This window comes from Pseudomonas sp. NCHU5216 (assembly GCF_052156495.1).
Classification (GTDB): Bacteria; Pseudomonadota; Gammaproteobacteria; order Pseudomonadales; family Pseudomonadaceae; genus Aquipseudomonas.
Genome location: NZ_JBQLIX010000029.1, coordinates 23397 through 39555 on the forward strand (window position 1 = coordinate 23397; position 16159 = coordinate 39555).

Annotated in this window: 16 protein-coding genes; 10 read left to right on the forward strand and 6 right to left on the reverse strand. The window is 64.0% G+C overall.

Going from position 1 to position 16159, the window contains the following annotated elements:
- Positions 1-45: 45 nt before the first annotated feature.
- The 10 genes from ACSVIK_RS18445 (at position 46) to ACSVIK_RS18490 (ending at position 9683) form a co-directional block, all read left to right on the forward strand.
- Complete coding sequence (locus ACSVIK_RS18445) at positions 46-432, forward strand: DUF2946 domain-containing protein (protein WP_442445688.1); 387 nt, start codon at positions 46-48, stop codon at positions 430-432.
- Between the two features lie 75 nt (positions 433-507).
- Positions 508-1944: a PepSY-associated TM helix domain-containing protein gene (locus ACSVIK_RS18450; protein ID WP_442445689.1), complete on the forward strand. Its 1437-nt coding sequence runs from the start codon at positions 508-510 to the stop codon at positions 1942-1944.
- Between the two features lie 95 nt (positions 1945-2039).
- The gene (locus ACSVIK_RS18455) at positions 2040-4073 is read left to right on the forward strand and encodes a TonB-dependent receptor (protein ID WP_442445690.1); all 2034 of its coding nucleotides are present in this window, start codon (positions 2040-2042) and stop codon (positions 4071-4073) included.
- A 31-nt stretch (positions 4074-4104) separates the two neighbouring features.
- Complete coding sequence (locus ACSVIK_RS18460; RefSeq protein ID WP_442445691.1) at positions 4105-4590, forward strand: copper chaperone PCu(A)C; 486 nt, start codon at positions 4105-4107, stop codon at positions 4588-4590.
- Complete coding sequence (locus ACSVIK_RS18465; protein WP_442445692.1) at positions 4590-4967, forward strand: DUF2946 family protein; 378 nt, start codon at positions 4590-4592, stop codon at positions 4965-4967. Before ACSVIK_RS18460 ends, ACSVIK_RS18465 begins: the two co-directional genes overlap by 1 nt.
- A gap of 213 nt (positions 4968-5180) precedes the next feature.
- Positions 5181-5729: a putative natural product biosynthesis protein gene (locus ACSVIK_RS18470; RefSeq protein WP_442445693.1), complete on the forward strand. Its 549-nt coding sequence runs from the start codon at positions 5181-5183 to the stop codon at positions 5727-5729.
- A 417-nt stretch (positions 5730-6146) separates the two neighbouring features.
- Positions 6147-6530: a DUF2946 domain-containing protein gene (locus tag ACSVIK_RS18475; RefSeq protein ID WP_442445694.1), complete on the forward strand. Its 384-nt coding sequence runs from the start codon at positions 6147-6149 to the stop codon at positions 6528-6530.
- A 58-nt stretch (positions 6531-6588) separates the two neighbouring features.
- Positions 6589-8700: a TonB-dependent copper receptor gene (locus ACSVIK_RS18480; protein ID WP_442445695.1), complete on the forward strand. Its 2112-nt coding sequence runs from the start codon at positions 6589-6591 to the stop codon at positions 8698-8700.
- Between the two features lie 183 nt (positions 8701-8883).
- Positions 8884-9150 carry a PepSY domain-containing protein gene (locus tag ACSVIK_RS18485; RefSeq protein ID WP_442445696.1) on the forward strand — a complete coding sequence of 89 codons (267 nt, stop codon included), beginning with the start codon at positions 8884-8886 and terminating at the stop codon, positions 9148-9150.
- A complete protein-coding gene (locus ACSVIK_RS18490) occupies positions 9150-9683 on the forward strand; it encodes a cytochrome b/b6 domain-containing protein (RefSeq protein WP_442445697.1) in 534 nt (177 codons plus the stop codon). Before ACSVIK_RS18485 ends, ACSVIK_RS18490 begins: the two co-directional genes overlap by 1 nt.
- Here the strand turns inward: ACSVIK_RS18490 and ACSVIK_RS18495 are convergent.
- The 6 genes from ACSVIK_RS18495 to ACSVIK_RS18520 form a co-directional block, all read right to left on the reverse strand.
- Positions 9677-10417, reverse strand: a complete 741-nt coding sequence (locus tag ACSVIK_RS18495) for a substrate-binding periplasmic protein (protein ID WP_442445698.1) — start codon at positions 10415-10417, stop codon at positions 9677-9679. The two genes, ACSVIK_RS18490 and ACSVIK_RS18495, sit on opposite strands and share 7 nt — an antisense overlap.
- Positions 10418-10431: 14 nt before the next feature.
- The gene (locus tag ACSVIK_RS18500; RefSeq protein WP_442445699.1) at positions 10432-11751 is read right to left on the reverse strand and encodes a diguanylate cyclase domain-containing protein; all 1320 of its coding nucleotides are present in this window, start codon (positions 11749-11751) and stop codon (positions 10432-10434) included.
- Positions 11748-12497 carry a substrate-binding periplasmic protein gene (locus tag ACSVIK_RS18505; protein ID WP_442445700.1) on the reverse strand — a complete coding sequence of 250 codons (750 nt, stop codon included), beginning with the start codon at positions 12495-12497 and terminating at the stop codon, positions 11748-11750. Before ACSVIK_RS18505 ends, ACSVIK_RS18500 begins: the two co-directional genes overlap by 4 nt.
- A 112-nt stretch (positions 12498-12609) precedes the next feature.
- Positions 12610-13557 carry an adenosine deaminase gene (locus tag ACSVIK_RS18510; RefSeq protein WP_442445701.1) on the reverse strand — a complete coding sequence of 316 codons (948 nt, stop codon included), beginning with the start codon at positions 13555-13557 and terminating at the stop codon, positions 12610-12612.
- Between the two features lie 223 nt (positions 13558-13780).
- Positions 13781-14740 carry a 2-oxoglutarate and iron-dependent oxygenase domain-containing protein gene (locus ACSVIK_RS18515; RefSeq protein WP_442445702.1) on the reverse strand — a complete coding sequence of 320 codons (960 nt, stop codon included), beginning with the start codon at positions 14738-14740 and terminating at the stop codon, positions 13781-13783.
- A 97-nt stretch (positions 14741-14837) separates the two neighbouring features.
- Positions 14838-15920, reverse strand: coding sequence for a BMP family ABC transporter substrate-binding protein (locus tag ACSVIK_RS18520; RefSeq protein ID WP_442445703.1), 1083 nt, complete (start codon positions 15918-15920; stop codon positions 14838-14840).
- Positions 15921-16159: the final 239 nt, after the last annotated feature.

Consider the following 16159-nt stretch of genomic DNA (forward strand, 5'->3'; position numbering starts at 1 on the left):
TCGACCGCAGTGCCGCGCCGCTACCCTCTGTTTAGAGTCGCGCCCATGAAACTGGCCCGCACACACCGCTCACTGACTGCCTGGATGCTGTACTTCAGCATCCTGTTCGGTGCGCTCGTCTGCGCCATCAGCCATGGGCAGATGGCCGGCATGCAGCTCAGCGGTCTGGACGGCCAGTACTGTTCCTTCGACGGCAACTTCGGCGCTGGTGCCGATCTCGATGGTTCCGGCATCGTCCCGCCGAACCCGGCGACCGGCACCGGCTGCGCCCTCGGCAGCCTGTTCAGCGCGATCATCCTCGCCGCCTTCTTCGGTCTGCTGGGCCTGCTCGCCAGTGACAGCGTACGGCCCTTGCCGACGCTGCACATTCCCCGTCTTGCCCGCTATCGCTGGCCCCCGGCCAACCCTCGCGCCTCCCCGCTGACTGCCTGATCCTCGTGCCCTGTACAGGGCTTTCCATCATGCAGTCGTCGTCTGCTCGCTGGCAGCCGACTTGGGAGATGCTTAATGTCGTCGCGTTCCGACAACCCCGCAGGTGCAGCCATGCGCCCGCAACCTTCGTTCTACAACCTGGCCTGGCGCTGGCATTTCTATGCCGGACTGTTCGTCATTCCGTTCCTCATCCTGTTGTCGCTCACCGGGTTGATCTACCTGTTCAAACCGCAGCTCGACAACCTGATGTATGCCGACCTGCTGCAGGTGCCGGTGGCCGAGCAGCGCCTGAGCGCCGACCAGCAACTGGCGCGGGTGCGCGAGGCCTACCCGCAGGCGGCGATCAAGCAGTACCTGCCGCCGGCGGCCGCCGATCGCAGTGCGCAGTTCGTCATCACTGAGGATGGCCGCGACCTCAACCTGTTCCTCGACCCCTACCGTGGCACCGTGCTCGGCACCCAGGATGCCCTGTGGAACCTGCAGGCGGCGACGCGCAAGCTGCACGGCGACCTGCTGATCGGCACCCTCGGTGACCGCCTGATCGAGCTGGCGGCGGGCTGGGGCATCGTCCTGGTGATTTCCGGTCTGTACCTGTGGTGGCCGCGCGGGCGCAGCGGCGCAGGCATTCTCTGGCCGCGCCTGAGCGTGCGCGGGCGCCTGTGGTGGCGCGACCTGCATGCGGTGACCGGCTTCTGGGGTAGCGCCATCCTGCTGCTGATGCTGCTGACCGGCATGGCCTGGACTGGCTTCTGGGGCAAGCAGTTCGCAGCCGTGTGGAACCAGTTCCCCGACGCCATGTGGAACGAGGTGCCCAAGTCCGGGCAACTGACCGGCAGCCTCAACCACAGCGCGCGGCAGACCGTGGCCTGGGCTGTGGAAACGGCGCCGCTGCCGGCTTCCGATGCGCATGCCGCCCACCAGGGGCACGGCGATCACCAAGGCCATGCAGCGCAGCCGGGGCAGGCCATGCCTGCCAATGCGGGCCGGTTGCTGCAACAGGTGGTCGACACCGCCGAGGCGCGCGGCGTGCAGCCCGGTTACAGCATCACCCTGCCCAAGGGCGAGCAGGGCGTGTACACCGTCGCGCTGTTCGCCAGCGACCCCCGCAACGACGCTACCCTGCATATCGATCAGTACAGCGGCGAAGTGCTCGCCGATGTCCGTTGGAAGGACTACGGCGCGGTGGCCAAGGCCGTGGAAAGCGGCGCGATGATCCATGAAGGGCGCATGTTCGGCCTGCCCAATCAGTTGCTGATGGCGGCGATCTGTTTGCTGATCCTGTTCAGCTCGGTCAGTGGCCTGGTGTTGTGGTGGAAACGCCGCCCGGCTGGCCGCTTCGGTGTGCCGCCGCTGCGCCACGACCTGCCACGCTGGAAGACCGCCATCGGCGTGATGATCGTGCTCGGCGCGATCTTCCCCCTGGTCGGCGCCTCGCTGCTGCTGGTCTGGGCGCTGGATTGGCTGCTCGGTCTGTGGCGCCGCCAATCGGCCGCCAGCGCGCCGTCGGCCTGACCTCCTCATCTGGCAGGGTGCGACGCAGATCCCTGGCCGTGACCGAATTTGGGCGGCGCCTGCCGAGGCGGGCGGCCGCAAGTGGAATTGAACACATGCAAGTGACGCAACGAACACTGAAACACTCGATTCACCTGGCCGCACTGGCTCTCGGCTTGCAGGCGGTGCCTGCCTGGGCCGACAGCAGCCTGGCGCTGGGCACCGTGACCATCTCCGGTGAGGAAACCGGCCCGCTGTCGAGCCAGAGCATCCTCAGCTCGGTGGATTACGTCGGCAGCGACGTGCTGGAAACACAGCCCGTGCAATACAGCTGGGAGCTGTTCAACCGCGTGCCAGGGGTGATGCTGACCCAGTTCAACCAGGGCACCACCTCCGGCAAGCTGTCGTTTCGCGGCTTCAACGGCGAGGGCGAGGTCAACGCGGTGAAGCTGTTGATCGACGGCATCCCGAGCAACACCAATGACGGCAACATGCCCTTCATCGATATGGTGTTCCCGCTGGATATCGAGGACATCGAGGTGGTGCGTGGCACCAACGACCCGCGCTACGGCCTGCACAACATCGCCGGCAACGCCAGCATCAACACTCGCATCGGTGGCAACGACGGCAAGCTGCGCCTGCGCAGCGGCAGCTTCGACACCCAGGAGTTGCAGGCGGTCAAAGGTATCGAGTCGGGCAACTGGTCGCAGAACTACTTCGTCGCCTATCAGAAGAGCGGCGGCTATCGCGATCACGCCGATGCCGAGCGGCAGAGTTTCGCTGGCAAGTGGTTCTACACCGCCGATGCCGGCTGGCGCGCCGGGCTGATTGCCCGTCACTACGAGGGCGAAGCGCTGGAAGCCGGCTACCTCAGTCACGACGATGCGCATGATCATCCGCGCCAATCCTATGCCAGCAACGCCTTCGATGAAGGTGAGCGCAGCATGGATCAGCTCAGCCTGCATCTGGATACGGACGTCGCCGAGGATCTGGCCTGGTCGAGCAAGGCCTACTACAACCACTTCAAGGATCGTCGCTGGGTGCGTTACTGGCAGACGGTCAGCCAGCAGGAGCGCTTCAACGATGAGGATCAGTACGGCGCCATCAGCAGCCTGACCTGGCGCCCGGTGGTCAGTGGCCTGCATGGCTTCGCCCTGGAAGGCGGTGCCGACATCCAGCGCCAGGAAGTGGTCAGCGAGCGCTATCGCACGGTGGCGCGGGTACGCGCGGCGCAGACCCGCGATCAGGTGTTTGATCTGACCAGCACCGGTGTCTACCTGCAGGCGGTGATCGAGCCCTGGGAAAGCCTCAAGCTGATCCCGGCCTATCGTGTCGACCGCATCGAGGGCGACTACCGCAACGAGCTGACCGGCGAGCATGCCAGCGTCAACGACTACGGCAGCATCCGCCAGCCCAAATTCAGCCTGGTTTATTCGCCCTGGAAAGAGGCCAGCTTCTACGCCAACTGGGGGCGCACCTTCCAGGTCGGCGTCGGCTCCGGCGCCTACAAGCTGGCGGGCCAGGCCGATGACCTCAAACCCTCGATCAATGAAGGTTGGGAAACCGGCATCAAGTTCAGCCCGGTGGCCTGGCTCGACGGCCGCGTGGCCTACTGGGAGCAGCACGCCACCGATGAGGTGCAGCGCAAGCTCAACGATGCCGTCGGTGATTCGGAGAACGTCGGCGAGACCCTGCGCCGTGGCTACGACGTGCAGCTCAACCTGTACCCGAGCGACCCGGCGCGCATCTGGCTGTCCTACTCGCGGCAGTTCTCCGAGATACTCGAACCCAATCCCAACCTGCCGGCGAGCAAGGGCAAGGAAATCGACCATGTGCCGCATCATCTATACGCCCTCGGCGCCGATTACCAGGCCAGCGACAAGCTCAAGCTGAGCGCCTGGGTCAACGGTCAGAGCGATTACTACCTGGAGCGCACCAACACGACCGGCCAGTATGGTGGCTATACCTTGCTCAACCTCGGCGCCGAATACCGCGTCAGCGAGACGGTCAGCATCGATATGCAGATGAAGAACGTCACCAATCGCTACTACGAGTACGTGTGGTACGACAGCACCGCGGGCATCGCCCAATCCCTGCATGCACCGGGCGATGGTCGCGCCTTGTACGCCGGTTTGACCCTGGATTTCTGATGTTTTCGTTTCCCCAAAGGAGGTAACACCCATGACCCTGAAGAAAACCATGCTCGGCCTGACCCTGCTGCTGCCGGCGCTGCTGGCCCAGGCGCATGAATACGACGTTGGGCAACTGCATATCGACCACCCCTGGTCGCGCGAGATGCCGCCAGTGGCGCCGACCGCTGCCGCCTACTTCGTGGTGCACAACAAGGGCAGCGAGGCGGATCGTCTGCTCGGCGTCAGCAGCCCGGTGGCCGGCAAGGCCGAGTTGCACGAGCATGTTCACGCCGATGGCGTGATGAAGATGCAGCAGGTGCAGGATGTGGTGATCCCTGCCGGTGGCGAGGTGAAGTTCGAGCCCATGGGCTACCACGTCATGCTGTTCGACCTGAAGCAGCAGGCCAAGGCCGGTGAGCGCTTCCCGCTGACCCTGAACTTCGAGAAGGCCGGCAAGGTGGAGGTGGAAGTGGCGGTGCAGAAGGAGGCGCCGGCTCACGGCATGGAGCACGGCGAAGGCGCGCACCAGCACTGATGACCTTCACGGCTCGCAGGCGATTGCTCGGCGCCCGGCTCGGGCTGCTGGCACTCGTTCTGATCGCCCTGGCGCCGCTGGCTTCGCAGCTACGCGCCGAACCTCGGGACTGGTCGTGGTTGGCCGAACTGGCCTGCCACGATGGCCCGATGCAGACGCCTGCACCTGCCGCGCCGCTACAGCAGGCATTCGTACTCGATGCCTGTGCCTACTGCTCGCTGCTGATCCATAGCCCGGCGCTGGGCAGCCTGGACTGGGCGCTGTTCGCCCTGGCCGCGATAGGCGTGGCGCCGCCGCTGCTGGACTGGCCGGCGCCCCCGGCACCGCGCCTGCCCCTTGCGCAATCGCGCGCACCGCCTCTGTTAGGGCACTTCTAAAAACGTAGGCGAGGCAGCCAGCGCAAGGCAAAAACAGGCGAAAAAGCGCAGTTTACGAGTTGTAAATGAGCATTTTGAGCCTGTTTTTAACGCCGCGATGGCAACGCAGGTAGTTTTTAGAGGTGCCCGTTCGCTGGATAACGCTCTGGCGGAGCTCGTCGAGCTCCAGTCGCCTCGTTTGCCGAGGCCGAACATGAACAGGAGGCTGAACCCATGCGTTCATCCCATCTCAAGGCCATGCCGCCGCGCCGGCGTGCCTCTGGCGAATCGCTGTTTCCCGATTACCCGAGCAATGCCCGTTCTTTCATCGCGCTGGACTCCGGGCTGTTGCCCTATTGGCACCTGCTCTACGACCTGTGCCCCAATTTGCTCAAGCTCGACCCACCAGAAGGGTTGAATCTGTTCCGCAGCTTCATGATCTGGGCTTATCGCCACCAGCCGGCGCAGGACTGGACCTTCCATATCAGCGTATGCCGTTGGCTGCTGGCCTCCGAATACGCACCCCGCGTCACCACTGCGCAGGTGGAAAGCCTGCTATCGGCTGCCGCCGCGCGTTGGGTTACCAGCGACACCAGCCTGGCGCAGGGCATCCTGCTGGCCAGCAGCGTACGGCCGCTGACGCTGATCGATTGGAAGAACCCGGGCACGGTGCTGGATGACGATATCCAGGTGTTGCCACCGGCGCGTTTCGACTTCGCCTGGTCACCGCTGAGCCGCGCCGGCGTGGCGGGTTTTCATCGCTGGCTGCGGATTGCCGAATAGAACGCTGCGACAAACCGCCACAGCGATTGCAGGGCGCCATGAGCACGGGTTTCCCGGGCGCTGTGTGGCGGGTTGTCGCAGTTGAGAGGGCAGGGATGGCCCCATAGCATGTGCGGACTTCGGGTTGGAATATGCCTTGTCTGGGCATCCACGGTTAAGCCCGAAGTGCACTTTATCGAGCACGTTCGATGACGGCTCTCCCGCAAGGGAGAGCCCGCTTTCTTGCACCTGGCGCTTGCACAAGAACGACAACGGCCACTGATCAACCATGAAGACACTCATACAGTCCGCCTTCCCCCTCAGCCTGGCGAAGGTGGTTCTCTGGCTCATCTGCGATTCGATACACCCATCACCCAGCCGTATGCGGCTCTCGGTCGCAGACCGGGCAGCTACAAGCGACTGCTAGAGTCACGGCCCATGAAGTCATCCCGCCAGCATCGTCCACTGATTGCCTGGACGCTGTATTTCAGCGTTCTGTTCGCAGCACTCGCCTGTGCGATCAGCCATGGGCAGATGGCCGGGATGCAGCTCAGCGGGCTGGATGCGCAGTACTGCGCTTTCGATGGCAACTTCGGCGCGGGGGCCGATCTCGATGGCTCCGGCATCGTGCCGCCGGCGCTGTTCGGCAGCGGCGGTTGCGCCATCGCCTCCAGCTTCAGCGCCATTCTGCTGGCCGCCTTCTTCGGACTGTTCGGCTTGCTGAATCGCGAGGCGATTCGACCGTTGCCCAGCGTGCTCCTCGCGGTACCCCATCGTCATCGCTGGCCCTCGCTCAATCCTCGGGCTTCACCGCGTACCTGAAAGACGGCCTCAAGGCCTGGCTCACCCCCATAACAACTGCCAACTTTCAGGTATTTCCATGTTCGTTTCTGCTGTCCGGAGCCAAGGCTCCGCATCGTCGCGTTTTGCCCTGTCCGTTCACCGTCAGCGCTGGCGCCAGGCCTTCGCTGTGGCCTTTGGTCTGTGCGTCATCACCCCGGCCATGGCCGAGGAGGCTGACGCCGAGTTGCCGCCCACCGTGATCACCGCCGTGCAGCAGGCCTCGCCGCTGACCGTGGTGGCCGATCCCAAGGACGCGCGCCAGCCAGTGCCGGCCAGCGATGCCGCCGATTACCTCAAGACCATTCCCGGCTTCTCCGCCATTCGCAGCGGTGGCAGCAACAGCGACCCGGTGCTGCGTGGCCTGTTCGGTTCGCGCCTGCTGCTGCTCACCGATGGCGGGCAGATGATCGGCGCCTGCCCCGGACGGATGGATGCGCCCAGTTCCTATATCGCGCCGGAAACCTTCGACCTGCTGACCGTCACCAAGGGCCCGCAAACCGTGATCTGGGGGCCGGGCGCTTCGGCCGGTGTGGTGCGTTTCGACCGTGAGCCAGAGCATTTTGGCGAGCTGGGCGCGCGCCTGCATGCCAGCGTGCTGGCGGGCTCCAATGGCCGCTTCGACCGCCTGATCGATGGCGCCGTCGGCAGCGAGCAGGGCTACCTGCGGGTGATGGGCAATCGCTCGCACTCCGATGACTACGACAATGGCGATGGCGACACCATCGCCTCACGCTGGAACAAGTGGAACGGCGATGTGGCCCTGGGCTGGACGCCGGATGCCGACACCCTGGTCGAACTCACGGCCGGGCGGGGCGATGGTGAGGCGCGCTATGCCGGCCGTGGCATGGACGGCACCCAGTTCAAGCGCGAGAGCCTCGGCTTGCGCGTCGAGCGCAGCAACCTCGGTGGCGTGCTGGATAAGCTCGAGGCCAAGGTCTACTACAACTACGCCGACCACATCATGGACAACTTCCGTCTGCGCGTGCTCGATCCTACCAGCATGATGGCCGGGCCGATGGCAGCGCAGGTCGACCGTCGTACCCTCGGCGCACGCCTGGCCGCTACCTGGCGGTGGGACGACGTCGAGCTGATCACCGGCATCGATGCGCAGCGTAGCGAACACCGTAAGCGCAGTTCCAGCGGCGGCATGATGGGTATGCCCTATGTCGACGCCGATCGCTTCCCCTGGGACAAGGATGCCGTGATGCACAACTACGGCCTGTTCGCCGAAGCCACCTGGAGCCTGGCCGAGGGTGATCGGCTGGTCTCCGGTGCGCGCCTGGATCGCGCCTCGGCCAAGGATTACCGGACGAGTTTTCGCAGCATGATGGGTATGGCCCGGCCCAACCCGACGGCAGGTGAAACCCGCGCCGACACTCTGCCCAGCGGTTTCTTGCGCTACGAGCATGACCTGGCCGGCTCGCCGACCACTGTCTATGCCGGCATTGGCCATGTACAGCGCTTCCCCGATTACTGGGAGCTGTTTTCCGCCGGCCTCAATGGCCCGGCTGGCGCGGACAATGCCTTCGACGGCATCGAGCCGGAGAAGACCTCTCAGCTCGATGTCGGCATCCAGTACCAGAGTGAGGCGCTGCAGGCCTGGGCTTCGGCCTATGCCGGGCAGATCCGCGACTACATCCTGTTCGACTACCGGGGCATGAGCACCCGGGCCGACAACGTCGATGCGCGCATCATGGGCGGCGAGCTGGGCGTGGCCTATGCCTTCACCTCCAACTGGAAGGCCGATGCCACCCTGGCCTACGCCTGGGGCAAGAACAGCTCGGATGGTGAAGCGCTACCGCAGATGCCGCCGCTGGAAGCACGCCTGGGCCTGACCTATGCGCGCGACGACTGGAGTGTCGGCGCCCTGTGGCGTGTGGTCGACGACCAGGGCCGTATCGCCGAAGGCCGGGGCAACGTGGTGGGCCAGGACTTCGGCGACAGCGCCGGTTTTGGTGTGCTGTCGCTCAACGGCGCCTATCGCGTCAGCCAGCAGGTCAAGCTCAGCGCCGGTGTGGATAACCTGCTCGACAAGAACTACGCCGAGCACCTCAACCTGGCCGGCGACGCCGGTTTCGGCTTCCCCGCCGACACCGGCATCGATGAGCCGGGCCGCACCTTCTGGGCCAAGGTGGATTTCGACTTCTGAGGCTTCAGTGCTGTTGCTCCCCTCTCCCATTCATGGGAGAGGGGCTGGGGGAGAGGGGATCTCTGTCGACCTCCCCGGATTTCATCCGGGCTACGAATCTATGCGGGCTAATACAGCGTTAAGGTTCCTGCGTGAAAGTAGCCCCGCAAACACACTTACCCCTGCATCTTCGAGGACTCCATCATGCGCAAACTGCTTCTGCTGTCCCTGGCCCTCGCCAGCCCGCTGACCTTCGCCGCCACCGAATGCACCACCGCCGACAAGGCGCAGTGGCAGGATCAGGACAAGTTCCAGGCCGACCTGAAAGCCCAGGGCTACCAGATCAAGAAGTTCAAGGTCACCGGCGGCAACTGCTACGAAATCTACGGCCACGACAAGGACGGCAAGAAGGTCGAGATCTACTTCGACCCGGTCAGCGGCAAGCCGGTCAAGAGCAACGTGGAAGGCTGATGAGCAGCTCGACCGTGCGCGTGTGGGATCCAGTGGTGCGCCTGTTCCACTGGTCCCTGGCCGGCGCTTTCCTGGCCAACTACTTCTTCACCGAAGAGGGCGAGAACTGGCATCGCTGGTTCGGCTACTACGCCGTGGCCTGGCTAGCGATTCGCCTGCTGTGGGGCTTCATTGGCACGCCCGCGGCGCGCTGGGCCGACTTCTGGCCGACGCCGGCACGCCTGCGTGCGCATGCGGGGGCACTGTTTTCCGGCAAGCCCTATCACCGTCTCGGCCACTCGCCGCTGGGCGCTCTGGTGATGATCCTGATGATGGCCTTGATGCTGGGCCTGGGCGTGACCGGTTTTCTCATGGAGGAGGTGGATTACTTCTGGGGCGCCGACCTGCCACAGGACATCCACGAATTCTTCGCCAACGCCCTGATGGCTCTGGTGGGGCTGCATATCGCCGCTGCCCTGTTCGAGAGCTATCGGCTGCGCGAGAACCTGCCGTTGTCGATGATCACCGGCAAGCGTCGCCCGCTGGATCACTGAGCCCGTTTGCGTACCGCACTCATCAAGCGCGTTATCTCGCCATTGAGGAGCAGGCGCTCGAAGGCGGCACGCGTGCGCTCGACTATGGCGTCGTCGGTGCTGGCGCTGTAGGCCAGGTACAGCCCGCTGGACAGTTCAGCGAGGCGTGCCGTGCGTTGCAGTTCGCTGGCATCGTGCCCCGCCTCGCGGCTCAGTCGCCTGGCATCGCCTTCGGTCAGGGGCAGCAGTTCGATCTGCCGGTTGAACAGGCGGCGCATGTTTTCATTGTTTCTGGCGGCTACCGAAAGCTTGGTGAAGCCTCGGCTCTGCAAGTACTGCTGGCGCATGTCGTCGCGCACCACACCGATCAGATAGCCCCTGGCATCGTCCAGCTCTTGCACCTGGACGTCCTCGCGGGCCTTGAGCTTGTACAGGTAGGCATCGTAGTCGAGCACCTTGGCGGCCCATTTAAACGAGCTTTCACGCTCTGGCGTGCGGGCGATCAGGTAGATCAGCACGTTAGGCTGCTGCAGGGCCAGGTCATAGGCGCGTGCCCAGGGGTACAGCGCCAGTTGATAGTCGAGCCCGGCCTCGTGCAGTGTGGCCTCGACCACGGCGGTGGCGGGGCCCGCGACCTTGTCGTCCTGCACGAAGGCGTACAGGCTGTCTTCGGTGACGGCCCTGATCGTATCGGCAGATGCCAGGGCAGGTGCCAGCAGCAGGGCGGTCAACCAGGCGAAGTGGGTCAGGAACATGCTGGCCTCGTCAGTCAGAATCGCACGGTACGGTTACGCCCCAGGCGCTTGGCGCGGTACAGGGCTTGATCGGCGCGCTGCATCAGCGCCTCGAAATCGTCTGGTTCGGCTTCCAGTTGGGCGATGCCGATGCTCAGGGTCACATGCCCAGCTGTTGCGGATGTGCCGTGGGCGATGGCCAGCTCCTCCAGCCCAGCATGCAGGCGCTGGGCGCATAGCTCAGCCTGCTGGCCATCGATCCCAGGCAGGAGAACGGCGAATTCCTCGCCACCAAGACGGGTGACCAGTTCCCCGCTGCGGTTGAACAGCCCCCTCAGCAACGCGGCGATCTGGCTCAGGCACTGGTCGCCAGCGGCATGGCCGTAGCTGTCGTTGTAACTCTTGAAGTGGTCGACATCGCACATCAGCACTGACAGGGGCAGATCCTGCCCGCGTGCTCGGCGCATCTCGAGCTGCTTGGTTTCGTCGAAATGGCGCCGGTTGGCCAGCCCGGTGAGCGGGTCACTGCGGTTGAGTGCGTGCAGGCGCTCATTGGCGGCGCGCAGCTCCGCGGTGCGCTCCTCCACCAGTTCGGCCAGGCGGTCGCGGTGCGCGGCGAGGGCCTGCTCGGCACGATCCTGACGCTCCAGGTAGGTGCGCAGCTTGTCCTGCAGTTTGTTGATGCCGCTCTCCAGCAGGCTGAGTTCGTCGTCACGGCTGGCGGCACGTTGCAGGCGCAGGCGCCTTTCCAGTGTGGTTGGTGATAACTGGCTGAGGTGGCGGGCGATCTGGCGCACATGCACCGTGACCGAGCGGTTGAACAGCAGCATGATCAGCCCAGCGATCATCAGGCTTTGCAGCACCTGCGCCAGGAGAATGGAGGCGACGTCACCGACCAGTTCTTGCCAGAGCAGGGCTTCGTTGCCCACCAGGCGCAGCTCGCCGATATTCTCCTTGCCACCAGGGTAGGGGGCGTAGCTGAGCTTTTCATACAGCTCGGGCGCGCGTGAGGTTTCTTGATAATCCGCTGCCTGATGGCGAATCACCTGCGGCTCACGCCCTTCACGCAGGATGCGCAGCTCGATCAGGCCCACGGCGCCTGCCTGCGATACGCTGTCGAGCTGGGTGTGCAGGGTGTCCTCGTCCATTTCCCAGATGGCCTTGGACAGGGTGGCGCGAAACACCTGATCGATCAGTTGCAGCTCGTTGCGCATGTTCTGCAGGTTGCCGTTCCAGGCCAGGTAGGTGCGCAATGAGGTGCTGAGCAGGATGAACAGGACGCAGAACAGCAAGGTGACCGTGACCAAGTGTCGGCCGAGCGACTGTTGGCCTAGCTGCAGAGGCGCGTCGTTCATTGCCATTTTGCGTAGATGGCCTCTAGCTGACCCGTCTCTTTCAGAGCCTGCAGGCCATGGCGAAAGCGCGCGAGGGTGGCGGCGGAGGTGTTGCGGCTGAACGCCAGGCTCAGTTCGGCGCCATCGAGATTGCCTAGATCGAGCACGGAGTAGAGCGGGTGCTCAGGGTGCTGGCCCTGCTGGCGCAGGATGTAGTCGGCATTGATCTTGTTGATGATCCACAGGTCGACACGGCCCCTGCGCAGTTTTTCGTAGTTGAGTTCGTAACGGTTGCTCGACTGCAGGTTTCTGCCGATCTCGAAGCCATGGCTGAGCAGGTAGCGCTCGCCGACATCGTCCTTGACCGTGGCGATCTGGTACCGGCGCGCTTGCTCGAGGCTGTCCAGGTGCAGGTTCGCCTGGGTGCTGTAGAGAAACCAGTGGCCAGGGGCGATGGGGCCGACCCAGTTGAACAGCGCCTCACGCTCCGGCGTGCGGGCGATCGAGTAGATCAGTACGTTACGGCCGTTGAGCGCGATGTCATAGGCGCGTGCCCAGGGCATGAACTGGATGTTGCTCTTCTCGCCAACCTCGTCGAGCAAGGCCTGCACCACTTCGGTGGCCAGGCCGCTGGGCTTGCCGTCGATGGTCATGCTGTAGGGCGGTAGTTCCTCCGTGACGACGCGGATCGACTCCTCGGCCTGGGCGAGCCAGGGCACGAGCAGGCAGAGCCAGGTGATGAGGTGGCGATAGGCACGAGAGGACATGGAGCGGCTCTGAGGCTACGGTAGCGCTTGAAAAGTATGCCACTATTGTGCCATTACCTGGCCTGGCCTGTAATCAGCGAGCCGACCAGCGTGAGGGCGGCTCGTCAGGCACTCAGGCCAGGCGCGCGTCCAGGCTGTTCTGCGCCAGGCGTTTGGCTTGTGCCTCGGTCATGCCCAGGTGTTCGTGCAGGGCGGCGAAGTTCTCGCCAACATAGCCGCCGAAGTAGGCCGGGTCATCGGAGTTCACCGTCACCTTCACGCCGCGCTCGAGCATCTCGAGGATGTTGTGCTGGCCCATGTGCTCGAACACGCAGAGCTTGATGTTCGATAGCGGGCAGACGGTCAGTGGAATCTGCTCGTCGATGATGCGCTGCATCAGCCGCTCGTCCTCGATGGCGCGTACGCCGTGGTCGATGCGCTTGATCTTGAGCAGATCCAGCGCCTCCCAGATGTACTCGGGCGGCCCCTCTTCGCCAGCATGCGCCACGGCATGCAGGCCTTCGCTGCGTGCCTTGGCGAACACCCGCTCGAACAGCCGTGGCGGGAAGCCCTTCTCCGAGCTGTCGAGGCCGACGCCGATAAAGGCATCGCGGAACGGCATGGCCTGCTCCAGGGTCTTGAACGCTTCTTCCTCAGGCAGATGGCGCAGGAAGCTGAGGATCAGGCCGTGGCTGATGCCCAGTTGCTGCTCGCCGTCGCGTAGCGCCTGCTGGATGCCGCGCAGCACCACCTCGAAGGGAATGCCGCGGTCGGTGTGGGTCTGCGGGTCGAAGAAGGGTTCGACGTGGATGACGTTCTGCGCCTTGCAGCGTTGCAGGTAGGCCCAGGTCAGGTCGTAGAAGTCCTGCTCGGTGCGCAGCACGTTGGCGCCTTGGTAATACAGGTCGAGAAATTCCTGCAGGTTGTTGAAGGCATAGGCCGCGCGCAGGGTCTCGACATCGGCCCAGGGCAGGGCGATCTGATTGCGTTCGGCCAGGGCGAACAGCAGCTCGGGCTCCAGCGAGCCTTCCAGGTGCAGGTGCAGTTCGGCCTTGGGCAGGGCGTTGAGCCATTCGGGCATGGTCGGTTCTCGTTGTCAGGCTTGGGAATCGGCAAAGTTTAACCCTTGGGACAGGATCGTGCTGCGCCACCTGGCCCGCTGCGTAGGGTGGACATCGCTTGATCGTTCCCACGCTCTGCGTGGGAACGCCGTTGCAGACGCTCCGCGTCTGCGGGACGCAGAGCGTCCCTGGTAGGGCTCCCACGCCGGAGCGTGGGAGCCATCAGTCACGACGCAATCAGCCCTATGCCTCCTCGCGCCGATAGGCATAGGTATCGGCGAAACGCGACAGCAGGTACGCGGCGCTGGTCACCGGCGGATACTTGGCCGGGTTTTCCGCGCTGGAGCAGTTCGGCAGGCAGTCGATCAGCGTGTCAGGGTGCGGTTCGGCGAAGAACGGCATGGAGTAGCGATCCACCCCCAGCGGGCTGATCACCCGGTGCGGTGTGGAGGTGTAACGGTCGTTGCTCCAGCGCGCCATCATGTCGCCGATATTGACCACGAAGCTGCCGGCAATCGGTGGCGCTTCGATCCACTCGCCGTTACGCGCACGCGCCTGCAGGCCACCGGCTTCATCCTGATAGAGCAGGGTGACGCAGCCGTAGTCGGTGTGTGCGCCTGCGCCCTGTTGCTCGGCGCTGCTGGCAGTGTGGCGCGGCGGATAGTGGATCATGCGCAGCACGCTGATCGGCTCATGAAAGCGCGCGTCGAAGAAATCCTGCTCGATGTCCAGCGCCATGGCCATGGCGCGCAGCAGGGTCTTGGCCAAGTCCTGCATATCCGCGTAGTGGGTTTCCATCAGGTCGGCCCAGCCGGGCATCTCCGGGTGGCGATTTGGCCCACGCAAGGGTTTGCCGGCCAGCACCTCGGGGTGATCGGCGGGCATGTGGAAACCCATGTCGAAGGTCTCCTTGAGGTCGCTGGGCTTGCTCGGGTCGAGCTGCTCGGTGGCAATCGCCCCATAGCCGCGGTGATGAGTGCTCTGGGTAATGTCGATCCTGAGCTTTTCCTCGGTCGGCAGGGCGAAGAAGGTTTTCGCCGCATCGAGCAGGGCATCGATGCGCTCGGCGCTGATCGGGTGGCCAACGATATAGAAGAAGCCCCAGTCGCGGCAGGCGCGGTCGATCTGCTCGGCCACGGCGGGCCAGGCGGAAGCGTCGTTGTTGTACAGGGGGGCGATATCGATGATGGGGAGGCTGTTCATAAAAGCTCTGCAGGGACGGCATCGGTGGCTTTCGGGTTATCGCCGCTGAAGCGCCTCCCACACCTGTGGGAGCGGCTTCAGCCGCGATGCTCTGCTTTTACTTCGGCAACTCGGCCTTCACGTTTTCCACGTAGTAGTTCATCGACGCCAGCTCGGCATTGGTCGCGCTCACGCCATCGGCGATGCGCTCTTCGCCGCTCTGATCCTTGATCGGGCCGGTAAAGGGGTGGAACTTGCCGCTGCGAATGTCGGCGATGATCTGCTCGGCCTCGCTCTTCACGTCAGCCGGCACCAGGTCGCTGATCGGCAGTTCGATGGTGTCCTCGGCCAGGCCACCCCAGAAGTCTTCGGATTTCCAGGTGCCGTCGATCACTGCCTGGGTGGATTTGATGTAGTGCGGGCCCCAGTCGTTGACGATGGAGGTGAGCACGGCCTTGGGCCCGAAGTGGGCCATGTCCGAGGCGTAACCCACGGCATAGATGCCCCGGCGCTCGGCGGTCTGGATCGGCGCCGGGCTGTCGGTGTGCTGGAACATCACGTCCACGCCCTGGTCGATCAGCGCGTTGGCGGCGTCGGATTCCTTGCCCGGATCGAACCAGGTGTTGACCCACACCACCTTGATCTCGGTGCCCGGGTTGTACTTGTCCAACGCCAACTGGATGGCGTTGATGTCGCGGATGACTTCTGGGATCGGGAAGGAGGCGATATAGCCGACCTTCTTGGTCTTGGTCATCTTCGCCGCGAGGAAGCCGCCGACGTAACGCCCCTCATAGGAGCGCGACAGGTAGGTGCCGACGTTCTTGGCCTGCTTGTAGCCGGTGGCATGCTCGAAGGTTACCTTGGGAAATTGCTTGGCCACCTTGATGGTCGGGTTCATGTAGCCGAAGGAGGTGGTGAAGATCAGGTCGAAACCGCCTTTGGCCATATTGCGGATCACCCGCTCGGCGTCGGCACCTTCCGGTACGTTCTCGACGAAGCTGGTGCTGACCTTGTCGCCCATTTCCTTCATCAGCATCTGCCGGCCCTGCTCGTGCTGGTAAGTCCAGCCGTGGTCGCCGATGGGACCGATATAGACGAAGCCGACTTTCAGTGGATCGGCGGCGGAGGCGCTGAGCATGGCGCCAAAGCCCAGGGCGGCGATTAGGATACGCAGCAGCGGTTTCTTGCTCTTCTCGAACATGATCGGTGGAACTCCAGTCTTGTGTTTGGGATAGCTGTTGGTTGGCTGATCCCATGACTGCAAAAAGCTGACCAATAGGACAGATAGGTGGCGCTGCGCGGTTTGCTGTCGGGAGCGGGTGGTGGAGCGGAGCTGGATTGGTGCGCGTTGTTGTTACGTGCCGTGTTGTGGTGCGCAAAGCATGGCTGTTCGTGCGATTCCCCTTGTAGGAGCGAGCTCTGCTCGCGAAGCGTTCGAGG